Origin of the sequence: Polynucleobacter sp. JS-Polo-80-F4 (assembly GCF_018881965.1) — a bacterium.
GTDB lineage: Bacteria > Pseudomonadota > Gammaproteobacteria > Burkholderiales > Burkholderiaceae > Polynucleobacter.
Genome location: NZ_JACVPI010000001.1, coordinates 258,156 through 273,107, shown reverse-complemented (window position 1 = coordinate 273,107; position 14,952 = coordinate 258,156). Strand labels below are relative to the sequence as shown.

General features: G+C 43.5%; 8 protein-coding genes. 5 read left to right on the top strand and 3 right to left on the bottom strand.

From position 1 onward, the window contains the following. Positions 1-4: 4 nt before the first annotated feature. The 4 genes from ICN20_RS01270 to ICN20_RS01255 all read left to right on the top strand — a co-directional run bounded on the left by ICN20_RS01270 (position 5) and on the right by ICN20_RS01255 (position 6,769). The gene (locus tag ICN20_RS01270) at positions 5-811 is read left to right on the top strand and encodes an alpha/beta fold hydrolase (protein ID WP_216237726.1); all 807 of its coding nucleotides are present in this window, start codon (positions 5-7) and stop codon (positions 809-811) included. Between the two features lie 90 nt (positions 812-901). Beyond that, entirely contained in the window at positions 902-1,924 is a 1,023-nt protein-coding gene (locus tag ICN20_RS01265) for a toll/interleukin-1 receptor domain-containing protein (RefSeq protein ID WP_216237725.1), read from the top strand. 16 nt (positions 1,925-1,940) lie between these two features. Further along, positions 1,941-3,857 carry a hypothetical protein gene (locus ICN20_RS01260; protein WP_216237720.1) on the top strand — a complete coding sequence of 639 codons (1,917 nt, stop codon included), beginning with the start codon at positions 1,941-1,943 and terminating at the stop codon, positions 3,855-3,857. A 14-nt stretch (positions 3,858-3,871) separates the two neighbouring features. Continuing rightward, complete coding sequence (locus ICN20_RS01255) at positions 3,872-6,769, top strand: tetratricopeptide repeat protein (RefSeq protein WP_216237718.1); 2,898 nt, start codon at positions 3,872-3,874, stop codon at positions 6,767-6,769. A gap of 21 nt (positions 6,770-6,790) precedes the next feature. On the opposite strand, the gene ICN20_RS01250 is transcribed toward ICN20_RS01255, so the two are convergent. The 3 genes from ICN20_RS01250 to ICN20_RS01240 are packed head-to-tail and all read right to left on the bottom strand — an operon-like array spanning position 6,791 to position 8,735. Continuing rightward, complete coding sequence (locus ICN20_RS01250) at positions 6,791-7,597, bottom strand: glycosyltransferase family 2 protein (protein WP_216237714.1); 807 nt, start codon at positions 7,595-7,597, stop codon at positions 6,791-6,793. Positions 7,598-7,606: 9 nt separating this feature from the next. Then, entirely contained in the window at positions 7,607-7,981 is a 375-nt protein-coding gene (locus ICN20_RS01245; protein WP_216237710.1) for a dihydroneopterin aldolase, read from the bottom strand. 16 nt (positions 7,982-7,997) lie between these two features. Further along, positions 7,998-8,735: an SDR family oxidoreductase gene (locus ICN20_RS01240; RefSeq protein ID WP_216237708.1), complete on the bottom strand. Its 738-nt coding sequence runs from the start codon at positions 8,733-8,735 to the stop codon at positions 7,998-8,000. Between the two features lie 877 nt (positions 8,736-9,612). Between ICN20_RS01240 and ICN20_RS01235 the strand changes: the two genes are divergently transcribed. Then, positions 9,613-14,766 carry an AAA family ATPase gene (locus ICN20_RS01235; RefSeq protein WP_216237706.1) on the top strand — a complete coding sequence of 1,718 codons (5,154 nt, stop codon included), beginning with the start codon at positions 9,613-9,615 and terminating at the stop codon, positions 14,764-14,766. Positions 14,767-14,952: the final 186 nt, after the last annotated feature.

Here is a 14,952-nt window from a genome sequence, read left to right as displayed (position 1 = left end):
CAAGATGCAGGATTTATTAAAGACGGCGAAGATCGGTCATTACGACATTCAATACATCGATGTTGGTCAAGGTGTTCCAGTGGTTTTAATACATGGCCTGGCTGGTGACTATAGCGCTTGGGCAGCCCAGATACAGCTTCTCAAAGATCATTTCAGAGTCATTGCATTCGATAACCGTGGGGCAGGTAAGAGTACTCAGGTTGACGAGCCGATTAGCACCCAAGATCTTGCAAAAGATACCCTAGGATTAATGGACTTTTTGAACATTCAATCCGCACATGTAGTTGGTAGATCTATGGGTGGAGCGGTTGCTCAGCACATGGCTTTAATGTCACCAGAGCGAGTAAAGTCCTTGGTGCTATGTGCATCCTTTGCAGTGCTAGATCCTCTGGGTCGTCGGGTGCTATTGAATATGAGAGAAGCACTTGAGTGGCGCATGAGTTGGGCTGACCATGCAAGACATTCTGTACAAAACTTTGTCTCAGCAGAATTTTTTAACAATAAACAAGAGCAAGTCAAAAAGATTGAGGCTCTCATTGGTGGTGAGACTAGATTGCCTGCCTGCTACAGTCGTCAGAATGAAGCATGCCAAAATCATGACACTAGTGATCAGCTAGCCCTAATAAAGCAACCAACCCTGATCATGGCCGGAAAGAATGATCCAATCTGCTCTTTGACTGCTACCGAGATTATGAGTAAAGGCATTGCCGGCTCAGAAACGATCCTGTTTGACAATGCGAGCCATTTTTTCTTGATGGAGCAACCTGATAAATTCAACCAGCACCTTCAAGGGTGGCTCAATACCCATTAAAGAAGGGCCAAAACGGCTAATAACCCAAGGGAAATTGTGATTCGTTAATATTAGATATTATAAAGATCCCGATCCGAAGTTAATTAGCTTATGAGCCCTAAAAAATCTGTTTTTATTAGTCACGCTAGTAAGAACTTTGCTATTGCCGATGAATTAAGGGTTTTATTAGAAAAGCAGGGCATTAGTTGTTGGATTGCCCCTCGAGACATCCCTCCCAGTAGTTCTTATGGCCAAGAGATCGCTTCCGCTATTGAGGCATGTTCTGTCACGGTATTGGTTTTGACGGATGACGCCAATATTTCTCGGGCGGTAGCCAATGAGCTTGAGCTTTCATTTGCAAAAGAGAAGGTCATCATTCCTCTCAGGCTAAAAAATATCAAGCCATCAAAGCAAATTGAATTCTTTGTTTCAAATGCCCAATGGGTTGATGCCTTTTATACCCCCTTGAAGCAGAGGGTCCGGGATATAGTTGCAGTGGTTTTGGCGGTAGAGCGACACACTGCAATACCAAACCCCACCCCAGAAAAAAAGACTTTCATTGGTCAGCTGGAGAAGAGTCTAGAGCAGTGCCTTCGCTACAAGATGCTGACTGCTGTAAGTTTGGCCATCTTTTTAGTGGCAATCAGTTTGATGAGTTATTTCGGCATCTACAAAGTGAATCATGCAATAGACGAAGAGCGGCGTTTAATTAATCAAGACCCAAGCATTATTGGATTGATGAGTGCGAAGGGAGAAGGCCCTTTAAATACCAGTATCCCAGGCGACATTACTATAGATGTATCCTTATATAACAACCTAAAGAACACTGCCAATTCAGAGATCAATGCTGTGGCTGTGGTTAAGACTGATTCTGGAGAGCGTGGTGTAGTGAATCTAAAAAGCTTGCTGCCCAATGCAACCATTCGAGATGCGCAAATCATAGAATTCAAGGTTCCTAAAAATAGTAGGCAAGTCCTTTTTTGCCTTACTGCCCCCCATCCAGAATCTAAAGAGCGAGTAAGTGCCATTTGGTCTTATCAAATTGTGGTTGAGGGGAAGCAATTCACTCTTTTTAAGGAGGGTGCCCCGGTATTGGTCGACTCTCAATCAAAGCAAGGACATGAGTGTGATTAAAAGAATGGCCAAAGGCATGAAAACTATAGTCTTGATATTTTCTGCAATGCTCTGGACTGGTAGTGCGTTTGCACAAAACGCTGGATGCGATGAAGGCGTCATTCGAATGCCTGATCGCAATGGCACCATTGTGATTTGTTCTTCGTTAGCAGCCAAGGTTCCTCAGTTATCTAAACAAATAACGGATGTCTCGAAGCTTTTAGGAAATCAACAGCAGCAAATAGCAGAATTAACCCGTTTGGTTAAGGGCCTGAATGGTGTTAGTCGTGATTTGAGCGAAGAGCGCCAATCACAGCTTTTAACAAATCTTGCGAAAGAGCTGGAACGCTCATCTAAGCGTGGTGAGTCTATTAATAAGCGGGATTTTGAGACTACGGTTTATCGGGTTGATGAGCTCAATGGCATGATTGCCAAGCTTTCCGCTACACCGAAGGGCGCAAAAGAAATCAGTAATGCAATGAATGCTGAACTTGGCGCTTCCATTTCAAAACTGGAGTTCAGTAGCGCTGAATCTCAGTTGGACGATATTCAATCACGCTTAAAAGCGATTGAGCAGGGGATATCTGATGTGCGTCAAGACACTACGGCTATTCGTCAAGATATGGCGCGCATGCAAACCCAATCAATTGAGGCCCTTCGTAATATCGCTACTGAAATACGCGCACTTGGCAATCAAGGCGGCATGGTGGCTCAACCTAAAACATATGCCGAGATCTATCACAATGCGCGCATTTTGGCTCAACGTGGCGAATTCGATCAAGCGATCCAGCTATACCAAAAGCTATTTGACACTAATTTGCAAATGGCTGATCCAATCATTGATCTAGTAACCCTCTCTAGAAGACTCTATGGAGTTAAGGGGGCACGTAATTTTATTGATCAAAAGATGAAGTCAAAAATGCCAAAGGGTTCCTACCTTTATGCGCAACTACTCATGATTGATCCTGGTCGCGAGAATGATTTTGATTACGATGCGATTGCAACTGAGGCAGAGTGGCTATCTGCAGCCGGTCAATTTCCACCACTGGCATTTCAAATCCTAAAAATGGAACAACCGCAGAAGTTGGATTATCGCCAGCTCACTTGGTCTGAATGGAAATACTATTTCAACCTATATCGCATATTGGACAAATCCGTTTCAAACGGAGAATTTTTAGCTTACTTCGTGGATCAATTGCGCGGTGGTAACCAGATTGATGCTTATAGCCAAATGGGTATGGGCCCATTTTTTGATGATTTGTTTGTCTTTGCCCTTCCCAACAGTGGGATGCCTTTATATCAACAGGATTTTGATCAGATCAAAAAATCGGCAAATGGAGATAAGTTAATTGGCGAGTATCGACTTGTCGATATGGAAAAGAGCCCCATTGTGATTGACTACACGTATTTCAATGAGCAGCCAGCCTTTTCGTACTCCCATGACGACCAATACTTTCTGTGGATGAGGGATAGAGATGCTCCAAAGCGTGAAAACGGACTTGTCAGATTATCGATATGGGATCCATCCATAGATATGAAGGCTCCAGTACAGGTATGCTCTAAGAATGGTGGCAGTGAGACTTGTATTAATCTATTAGATGCCAGCAAAAGCTGCAATAAATTTAGTGGCATGCATATGAACTCTGAGCGTTACAAGTGCTTTTCTGCTGTTAGCAATGTCATGAATACGACTTTTTATCAAATGCCAAATGGAGACATCACATTCTCTCCACAAGAGTGGCTAAAGACGGGGTGTCTGAGTCGTGTTTCCTACACAGACGGAAATGGTCGTAAGGTCAATTTTCAGGCAAAAGATTTTATTGGTACCTATCGTTGGCCAAAAGGCCGATCTGGAAACGATGAGCTATCTAACCAGATCCAGAAGTGCGGTTATCAAAATCAGTCTAGCAAGGTCGCTAAAAAGGGCTGGAAGCCACTCAAGAATAGTTTTTAAGCGCCTATTCTCCTATGACCGTAAACCTTACCTGCCCACATTGCTCATCCACCAATACTTCCTTTAAGTCAAAGGCTCAGGTATGGGAGTGCAATGACTGCGAAGAGCGTTTCCCTGATACTCAGACATCTTTAGATTCTGGTTTTGAGCCTCAAACGATCTTCTTAAGTTACGCCCATAAGAGTGAGCGAGAGGAGGATTTTGATCTTTCTGAAGATTTGGTATGGCTGATTAAGGCTGAATTGGAGCGCGATGGCCATCAAGTTTGGATTGATCATGAGGGCATCAAATCAGGAACCCAGTGGCGGGAAAGAATTACAACGGCCATCCTTGGGCATCAGCACTTCTTATCTTTTCTTTCCAGAAGGTCAGTAAGAGATCCCGGTGTTTGTCTTAATGAAATTGCTCTAGCTATTCAAAACAATAAGGTCATACAGACAATATTGACTGAAAGTGAAGAAAGCATTCGTCAGCCTTTAACCATAAGCCATATTCAATGGCATAAATTTCAGGATTGGCGTCAAATTAAGGATGGTAAAAGCGCTGGACCAAATGGGGAGGGTTGGGATATCTGGTTCGCTGAGCGGATGTCTGAAATTAAAGCCAACCTCTCCAATATTCAGAGAGTGAAGACCTCAGGAGATCTTCAAAGGCTGAAGGACATTTTGGAGCCCAAGACCTTTGAGGCTGACATTATTAAAAATGTGGATGGTTTCTATGGTCGTAAGTGGTTATTTGATTCTTTTGACCAATGGTTGGAGAAGTCATCCAATCGACTATTTTGGATTAAGGGTGGACCTGGCATTGGTAAGAGCTCCTTTGCGGCAAAGCTAGTCCATAACGCAAACTCAGCAGTGGTGGGTTTTTTTAAGTGCGAATTTCAAGGCGCTAAGAGCCTTGAGGACTCTGCAAGTGAATGTATTCGAACCCTTGCCTATCAACTGGCTACGAGATTGCCAGACTATAGGCAAAAATTGATGTACCAGCAGTTGATTGATAAGGAAAAGGTCGGCAAGAAGACTGCCGATGATCTATTCGCCTACCTTATTTCAGAGCCCTTAAATACCTCGGGAAAGATTCCGGAAGCATCAAGGCTGGTTCTGATTATTGATGCATTAGATGAAGCTGGAAGAAGTGATGGCTCAAATGCTTTAGCTGATCTGATCCAAAAAAATGTCGATAAATTACCTAGTTGGCTAGGATTGGTGGTGACCTCTAGACCAGAGCCATACTTAGATATTCAACTTAGCGCCTTTGAGAAGACGACGATTGAAGGGCAAGCTAGAGAAAACATAGAAGATATCAAAAACTATTTATCTGAATTTCTGGAGCAAAAATATTCTACCGACATCACGCCGGAAAGAAGGGCTCATTTAGTTGAGGCAATAGCTGAAAAAAGTGGTGGAACCTTCTTGTACATCAAGCGAGTGCAGGATAGTTACGATTTGACTAAGCCAGATGAGCTCCCTTCTGGTATAGATGATATGTTTATGAGGGACTTCAAAAGGTATTTTCCAAGCGAACAGAGTTACGAAGAAAATATTGAGCCGTATTTAAGGTTGCTCGTTGCCTCGCCTGGTCCTTTGCCGGTTCAAATGGCCCAGGAGATATTAGGCTGTGAGAAAAGATTTTTATCCACCAAGGTGATGGCGCCTCTTGGAAGTTTGATACAAGAAAAAGATGGTGGAACTGCCTTTTTCCATAAATCGATATCCGACTGGCTTATCGACCAAAAGAGAAGTTTGATTTATTGCGTAAATGATCTAGGTAAAAAGAGAATTGGTGAGTTTCTTTGGGGCGAATTTCAAAATCAGTCATCATCCAAGTGGGGTGATCAAATACTCCATTGGTTAAATACACTCGTGATTGAAACGCCAGTATGGCAAGACCACAAGAAGCTAGAAGATTTGGCTATCTACTATGAAAAAAACCTTAAGTACTCCACTGCTTACGAGATCAGAAATCAGCAGTTACACATATTAGAAGCTAGCGCTGGAAAAAACGAAGAATTTGTTCGGGTTCTAGATAAATCTGCATTGTTGCTATTTGCAATGGGTAAATACAAGGAATGCGAGGAATTATTAGGCTCTGCGTTGGATTTAAAAAAATCTATCTCTGGACTGTCTGGAGTGGAGATTGCAATGTCGCTGATGTATTTGGCGGATATTCATTACAAAAAGAGTGAGTATGAAAAGGGTGAGGGGCTATATCGCGAGGGTTTAGCGATTTATGAGGCTTCTCATGCTGCCGATAGTATTGAGAAGGCCAACTTACTGGACAGACTCGCAGGCCTTTTAAATGCAAAAGCTGAAAATGTGGAGTCAGAGGACCTGATTAAAAAGTCACTATTGATTCGGGAAACTTTGCTAGGAAAAGACCACCCGGATACGGCAATTAGCTATAACCGTTATGCGATTTTGCTAAGTGATCTAGAGCGGCTTGAGGAGGCGGAAAAATATTACCTTCCAGCTCTTGAGATCTTTGAAAAACACTACGGAAGACAGCATCCGAACTTTGCAAGGGCTTTAAACAATTACGCTTCCCTCGTAAGCGAAGAGGGTCGTCATGAAGAGGCTCATGCTTTATTTAAAGAGGCAATGGATATTAGGATAAAAGTGTTGGGCAGAGATCATCCAGATACGGCTGAAAGTTATCACAATATGGCAAATATCCATTGCCTATTTGATGAATACGGTACCGCAGAGGCCCTATATAGAAAGGCACTAGAGATTCGTCTCAGTCTTTTGGGTGATGAGAGCTATTCCACCAACAACACAATGTATCGCCTTGCAAATTTACTGGAAAACATGAATCGCTCTGAAGAGGCTGTCGCCTTATATGAAGCCATTCAAAGTCGAAAAATATTTAGAATGGGTCCAAATGACCCTGTGTATAGCTACGACTTACATTAAAGCGGGCGCTTGGATACCGAATTAAGCGAAGGCTTCTTTAAAGATTTTTTGCTTCAGGGTTTCATCTATTGATTTAACAAAATCATGATATCCCTGTCCGTTATTGGAGCTGATATACAGGGAGTTAATGAGCTTTCTGAATGTAAATAGGTTTGACATCTTGACCTGCCCGGTTGTGGACATCGACTCTAGCTTTGAGGCGATGATCTTTTGATAGGATGCATTGATATCATCAGAAGATGTGCAAAGACTTCCAGACCTGACTGTTGCTAAATATTGAGCATCGGTAGAGACCTTTACGGCACCACCAATTTTGTCAAGGATCTCGCAGGTATGAACCACATCCTCAGCAAAGCAATTGCGCCACTTTGTAAAAATCTCTTTTCTACATACCGTGTGAAGAGACCCTAGCTCATAAGCAAAACCATCAATGGTCATTTCGCCGCTTTTGCTACCAATGGTTCTAATGATGGAGTCGTCGCCATTGATATAGCTCGTAGAGAAAATCATTGCGGGCTCATTCTTGAGTCCTTCAAGAGCAAGCTCTACGTACCTTTCGGTGATTTGATCGTCATCGTCTAAATATGCAATAGCCGAGCCTTTAACGTATTCGATACCTCTATTTCTGGAGGGTCCAGGACCCGTTTTCTTTTGGTCAGAAGTTGCGAGCGTGATTCGCTTATCAATTTCAGTGACGTAGCTGTAGTCTTTGCCGTCGTCTGGGCAAACAATCAATTCCCAATTGCCGGAGCTTTGTTTTAGTACAGAGCTGATTGCTCTGTACAACAATGTTGGTTCATTGTATGTAGGGATAATGATTGATAACATCTCACTCAATTATTTTCGATAAATCCTGAGCGATGTGGTTGGAACATTTTCCCAAATCCTCGTTTTGCTAATCTTCACTTCGCACTCTAAAACCTTCGGTAACTTTATAAGTGCATTCCCAATTAAATTGGCGAAGGTCTCCATCAGCTTGGGGTTTTGTCTTGCAACATTCATGACTTCTTCATAAACCACTGAATAGTCAAAGCCGTTTTTCAGTCCTTCGGCGGAATCATCTATATATACGTTCTGATCATCAATACCCACCGTGACATCAACTAAAACCCTTTGAAGTTTTCCGAGTTCATGTGGCGCGATTCCAAACTCCATATCTATGGCAATTTGCTCTAGTGTGATGTGGGCTAATTGTGGTGTATCTTTACTCATAAGGTCTGCCAAGTCTTTAGACAAGGTAAATTGTGCGGCCGCCATCAACGGGTATGGTGGCGCCAGTGGTGTATGTAGCATCAAATAGCAGAAAGCAAACAGCAGAGGCTAATTCACTAAACTCTCCAACTCGACCCATTGGCGTAGCATCGATAATTTGACGCTTTCGTTCTTCCGAATACTCTGGATTAGTAGGCCATTGCAGAGGGCCTGGAGCAACTGCATTGACGCGTATTTCAGGCGCTAGATCTACCGCAAGAGACCTAACGGCAGCATCTAAAGCACCTTTGGATACTTGGTAGCTTAGGTAGCCTTTCTTAGGGCGATTCGTTCGGATATCCGTAATGGCAACAACAGAACCTCTGTTTGCCATCAGTGGAGTCTTAAGCAATTGGATAAGACTTAAGTGATTGGTTAAATGGGTCTGTAGATCTTGATCAAGGGAGTTGGAGAAGTCACCGAGATGAGACTTTCTGTATTCAGAGGCATTGGCAACTATGCCAATGGTATTTTCTGAGTTCGGGGGAGGGGAGATTCCAATTTGAGAAAGATCGACGCACCAAACGCTTGCACTATCAAGACGCATGCTATTTAATTTGGCTGCAAGCTCTTTGGCCGCCTCTAACGATGATTCTCTGCACTGAATAATCACACTATAGCCACGATCATGTATTGCATGGCAGATAGCTGCGCCACCTCGTTTAGCGCCTCCAGTCACGACTACATTGGCTCTTTTTGCTTGATCTATCTTCATTGAAATTCCTATGTATTACTTATATTAAAGGAATAAGGCAATATAGGCTTGATTGCCCTAATGGCGGCTGGCCTTGATGGCTGAATTCAATCAATAGACAAAAAACTGGCAATACGAGCTCGAGCTCACTCTAGGAGGTAATTCTTTAATTTAGGGTGCTCATCTTCCGTTCGCCAACGGCTATCTGTTCGTTTTCGAACATACATCGCCGATCTACTTTACGGGGGGCAGGTGCGGGGAGATATATTAGGCTCACCCAAGCCCAGGACTCCAGAAAAGAAAAAGCCACCCGAAGGTGGCTTATGTATCAGTAGATTTGAGGCTATTTGATGAAGAGGTAAAACACGAATATCAAAACTAAGACGCCAATAACAATGCCGACAATGCCTACGTCTTCTGTAACAAATTTTTTGGTAATTCTGGCACTGCAATTGGGGCATGTAAGAGTGTCCCACCTTAAGTCGCAGTTGCCGCATAGAAAGGGGTAGGAATTGTCTTCATCAACTGACATTGCCCCATATTTATTGCAGTTAAGGCAAACGTAATTGGATAAATCTCCTTGCTGATCGCAGGCGGGGCACTTGTATGTAGTCATGGGGGCTGTAGATGCAGTAGTTAAGAACGTTAAAACATTATCAAAATTATAATAAATAGTCAAATAACCAAAACTTACTTACATCACAGTAAAGAAATACATCAGAGGCAATGGGGGGTGGGTAATATAGATCGTAAAAGTGACCACTATTTAATGTCTTATTGCTGATTCTCTTTAAGCAAATAAAGAGTTGCACGACAGATTCAATGTAATGCGAAATTGCAAATATCGATAATTGATGAGAAGATTCAGAATAATCTGATCGGGCCCCCTTAAGCCAACATGAACCGCACCTTCCGCCTTTTTATTAGCTCTACTTTTTCAGACTTTATGCTCGAGCGCGAGGCGCTTCAGGCAAGAGTCTTTCCTAGGCTTGAGGAATACTGCAATAGTAGGGGTGCTAAATTTTTAGCGATAGATCTTCGTTGGGGGATAACAGAGGCGGCTCAGGTTGAGCACGATACTCTGAGAATTTGCCTGGATGAGATCCGGAGAAGTCAAGAATTATCTCCGCGACCTAACTTTGCGGTCCTGCTTGGTAATCGCTACGGTTGGGAGCCTATTCCCGCCCGAATTCCTGAGTCCCATTGGAGTCGATTACTGGAAAATTTGAGTGCGGTAGACCAAAAAATTATTCGATCAGCTTATTACGCTGAGCCTGATACCAATGCAATTCCTCCAACTTATTTACTCAAACCTCGAGAAGGTGATTGGGCTGCTAATGAGGCAAATGAGCTTGCAGTTCGTAATGTATTGCATAGTGGTGCAAGTGCTTTTAGCGGGGAGGACCGCCTCCCTTATTTTTCTTCAGCAACTCACCAGGAAATTGTTCTAGGCGCTTTGCAAACTGCAGATGCGAAAGAGCATGTTCATGTGTATATTAGAGCGATTGATGAGCTGCCTTTTTCTGAGGATGCCAAGGCTTTTATTGACTGGGATGCTAAAGCAGGTCAACTTGTTGCGGGCGCTAAAGAGCGTCTTGCAGGACTTGAAATTGAGCTAAGAAATAGGCTGCCGGGAATGGTCAGGGACTATAAATCCCAGTGGCTTGGTCACAATGATCTCAATTTAATTTCTGACGATTACCTCGATAATTTTTGTGAGCAGTTTTATCAGGATCAAATAAAGCTCATTAATCTAGAACTTACAAAAATTAGCAATATTGAAAGCTATGAGATTAGAGAAAAGCTTCATGACGATTTTGCAAGAGATCGCTGCCAGAATTTCGTTGGACGCGAATCAGTACTTGCATTAATCAAGGCCTATGTTGAATCGATTTACTCAAAATCTAGTGGTGCATTTGCTCCATTGAGCCTGCATGGGGAAGGAGGTACTGGTAAGTCGGCCATCATAGCTTTCGCTTATCAGGGCATTAAAAATGAATTCCCGAATGCGCTAGTGCTTGCACGATTTATTGGGGGCGTACCGGGTACCGAAGATATTGGCCCTATATTGCGTGATTTAATAGAAGATATCTGTCGCTACTATCAATCACCCGTGCCACAAGCAATGATTGAGAATAATGAACTCTATGAAGCTTTTAATAGTGTTTTACAGCTCAGCTCCCAAGAAAATCCGTTAATTATTTTCTTAGATGCGATTGATCAGCTCAGCAATGCTGACAGCGCTTGGTTAATGGAGTGGTTGCCAAAGCAGCTTAATACCAATACGCGATTGATTTTAACGACTAGAGATGGCATCACTTTTGATAACATTAAGCGCAGAATTCCTTCATCATTAAATCCTATTCCTCCCATGAGCCATTCGGATGGGGAAAAAATGCTGGATGCTTGGTTGTCGTCATACAGGGAGGCTCGTTTTAATGCCGGCATTGCACCGGCTATGGGTAGGGCACTTACCGTCTCCCAAAGACAAAGCGTGCTTGAGCAATTTAGGGCCTGTCCGAAACCGTTGTGGTTAAAGCTCGTTTACGAACAGGTGCGTAATTGGCGTTCTTGGGATCAGCCAATAATATTTCCAAATGAAATTAAAGGTATTGTCAGCGAGCTCATCAATGATCGATTATTCAAAGATGATAAGCATCTGCCGATCTTCACGCGACGTGCTTTGGCATATATTGCTGCAGGTCGATTTGGATTATCCGAAGATGAGCTTGCAAACACCTTAGGGGTTGATGAAGATGTTAAGAGGGAATTTCAGGCAGCCGAAAAAACCGATAAAAAATGGCCCTTAGATAGAAATGTATTGCCTCCTATATTGTGGTCAAGACTCTATTTTGATCTAGCTCCCTACCTGAGCAGCGTTCAAATTGACGGTTCTGTACTCTTTAGATTTTTCCATCGAGAATTTAAGAAGGTCATTGAAGGCGAGTTATTAAATGGTCAGGCAGGTGAGTTAATTCATTCTAAGTTGGCCAATAGATTCTCCCAAATGGGCGGACAAAATATTGACCTGCTATTTAAGCAAGCTGATGCAAGCGGACTACAGCAGAGTGCGGCCTTGAGAAGGTTGATGGAAGAACCGTGGCAGCTAGCTAAAGCAAAGCAACAGAATCAGCTTATTGAACTTCTTACAAGTTTTGGTTTTTGTATGGCTAAGTGCGCTGCAAATAGGTCTGGTGATCTAGCGGCTGATTATTTAAATATTTCAGCCGCTCAGAAAGATCTATCTCTATCAACTGTGGCTTGGCGTGAAATTATTCTGTCGCAAAATCATCTGTTGGCTCGAGGAGATTCAATCTGGCCAGCTCATAAAATACTTTTACAGCTTGCGAATGAGCATGCTGACAATAGTGCTATCACGCTTGCCGCTCAGGACTGGCTAGAGTCTGGAGCATGTAACTGGGCATGGGCACGTAATCGAAATCGACCCAACACTTTTTATCCCAGCCCGATGTTGGGTGTAATGGCGGGGCATTCAGGTCAAATTAGAGGTGTCTTGCCTCTATCTGATGGGCGCATTCTCTCCTGGTCTGCTGATCGTACCTTGCGAATCTGGGATTCTCAGACTGGTAAGCAGCTTTACATCATGGAAGGACATCTAGATGGCATTGATGGGATTGAGTTATTGCCTGATGACATGCTTTTATCTTGGTGCTCCTCGCTATCGCAGGAATTCTTATCTGATTTTGGCTCTAGTGATGAGCGCGATGATGCTCTTCGCATTTGGGATCTGAAGACTGGCAGCCCGGTAGCGATCTTAGAGGGACATTCTGATCGGCTGAATGGTGCAATTGCAATGCCCAATCATCGCGTGCTCTCTTGGTCTGATGATAAAACGTTGAGACTATGGAGTTATTTCCACGACGTTGAGGTGAAGGTATTGTCGGGTCATACGCAATCTATTAGTGGCGCTCAACAGCTTTCTGATGGTCGAATTTTGTCATGGTCAGAAGATGCCACACTTCGTATTTGGAATGGTATCTCTGGTGAGTTGGAAAATATTCTGATTGGCCATCAAAAATCAGTGACTGGTGTTGAGGTGCTTCCAGATGGTCGGCTTTTGTCTTGGTCTAAAGATTGCACATTGAGGCTATGGGATGCTAAGACTGGGATTGAAAGTATGGTTTTCTCAGGGCATACAAAATCCATTGTAGGTGTATTAGTTCTTGCGGATGGACATTTGTTGTCTTGGTCGGAGGATGGTTCTCTTCGAGTTTGGGATTTAAATACAGGCATTGAGATTGTGGTCATGCTTGGTCATACTAAAGCGGTCAGTGGTGTGCAACTCCTTTCTGATGGCCGAATGATTTCGTGGTCTAGGGATGGGACAGCTAGACTTTGGAATGTACAAACAGGGAATTGTTTGTTTGTATTAGAGGGGCATGCGGATTGGGTAAATGGTATCTTTGAGCTAGCAGGAAATCGCTTGTTAACTTGGTCTGACGACAATACTTTGCGTCTGTGGAATGGTGAAAACGGCGACCAGATTCAGATCATGAAGGGGCATAAAGGAGCTGCCTTAAATGCTCGCTTGCTTTCCGATGGTTTAGTGCTGTCCTGGACAACCGATGGACCTCTTCGACTCTGGGATTCGACCACCGGTCAATTAATAGGCTTGCTTGATGGCCATACTGAATCCGTTCTTGGTGCTGCTTCTTTGGATCGAAGTCGTATTGTGTCGTGGTCTTACGATCGGACTTTGCGTCTTTGGGACATTGAATTGAGTCAATCATCAACCACAGTCATGGGCCACTCAGCCAATATAGGGGGACATAAAGTGCTTGAAGACGGCCGTGTGTTGTCATGGGCTCGTGATGGCACCTTAATGCTTTGGGACGGACAAAATGGTACCCCTTTAGTGTTCATAGAAGGGCATCACGATTACATTTGGGGCGCCAAATATTTACCTTCTGGCCATTTGTTGTCATGGTCCGGAGATGGCAATCTACGAATGTGGGATAGCTTAACTGGCAAGTTAATACAAACTTTTACGGGTCACACCAAAGATGTAAGAGGTGCCAGACTTTTACCCAATGGCCGATTGATGTCATGGTCTATTGATGGCACCATCCGCATTTGGGATGAAAGCACTGCAGAGCAGTTGCTTCTTCTGCAAGGTCATACATCCTATGTGGCACAGGTTGATATTCTTCCGGATGGTAATTTTTTATCTTGGTCGGGAGATAACACCATTCGTATTTGGAGCTGCCATGATGGACAACAGCTCGCAATGATGAACGGAGATCATAAAGCAGGGTCGATGGATGAAGTCCGAATCATCAATAAAGATCGAGTTGTTTCTACGGCTTCGGGTTTATTTACGAAGTCCAAAGACTTTGCTTTAAAGCTTTGGGATACTCACACTGGAATGCTCGTTGCAACATTGGAAGGTCATCAGGATTCGATTAAAGGATTTGCAGTGCTTCCTGACAGCAGAATTTTGTCATGGTCAGAGGATTCCACGATTCGACTTTGGGATGGCATGACTGGAGCCGCGCTAGTTGAAATGGCTGGGCATAAAAAAATGGTTCTTAGCGCCAGCATGCTCCCTGATGGCAAAGTTTTATCTCTTTCAAGTGATGGTGCGGCTTGCATTTGGGATGGTCTTACCGGCGAACTACTGACAACTCTTTTGGATGAGAAGTCACCTATTCACGATGTAACTTTATTGCTTGATGGCAAGGTTTTAAGCTCTTCAAAAAATGGGACACTGAACTCATGGGATCTTGATAGCGGCAAATGCATGATGTCATGCAGAGCTCCATGGTTAAAAGACACTGTCATTCCAGCAGAATGGGAATCGGTATTGCCTCGCTTAAAGTTCGATAAAGCCAGTCGAAAAGGAGGCGTGTGGACGTTTCCTTCGCGAGAATCTATTCTTTTTGTTAACCCAAAACAGAATGGGTATTCGATGTGGAACGGAATTGATGTTAAGTCTCCAGATTACAGCGGTTCCTCCCATTTTCTTCAGACGGGAAGGAACCTCGTATTCTTAAAATTTATGGATGGAGCGGTCCCAATAGAAGAGATTTAATGAATCGCTCCATACGCATCCCTCCATCTTCAATCTTTTCGTAGCTTCGGGTGTGACCAATGGGCTGATGCCAGCTCAGGCAAACCTCAGTATTGAAAAAGAGTCGCCTGAGGGTGACTTTTGTATAACTGGTGGAGGGCTGCAGGCTCCCATTTCGTGTAAAACGACAGTTCTGGGCTAGAGTGG

Excerpts from the sequence above, each read along its gene's own strand:
- ICN20_RS01270 (WP_216237726.1), top strand. The coding sequence starts at position 5 with ATGCAGGATTTATTAAAGACGGCGAAGATCGGTCATTACGACATTCAA.
- ICN20_RS01265 (WP_216237725.1), top strand. The coding sequence starts at position 902 with ATGAGCCCTAAAAAATCTGTTTTTATTAGTCACGCTAGTAAGAACTTT.
- ICN20_RS01260 (WP_216237720.1), top strand. The coding sequence starts at position 1,941 with ATGAAAACTATAGTCTTGATATTTTCTGCAATGCTCTGGACTGGTAGT.
- ICN20_RS01255 (WP_216237718.1), top strand. The coding sequence starts at position 3,872 with ATGACCGTAAACCTTACCTGCCCACATTGCTCATCCACCAATACTTCC.
- ICN20_RS01250 (WP_216237714.1), bottom strand. The coding sequence starts at position 7,597 with ATGTTATCAATCATTATCCCTACATACAATGAACCAACATTGTTGTAC.
- ICN20_RS01245 (WP_216237710.1), bottom strand. The coding sequence starts at position 7,981 with ATGAGTAAAGATACACCACAATTAGCCCACATCACACTAGAGCAAATT.
- ICN20_RS01240 (WP_216237708.1), bottom strand. The coding sequence starts at position 8,735 with ATGAAGATAGATCAAGCAAAAAGAGCCAATGTAGTCGTGACTGGAGGC.
- ICN20_RS01235 (WP_216237706.1), top strand. The coding sequence starts at position 9,613 with ATGAACCGCACCTTCCGCCTTTTTATTAGCTCTACTTTTTCAGACTTT.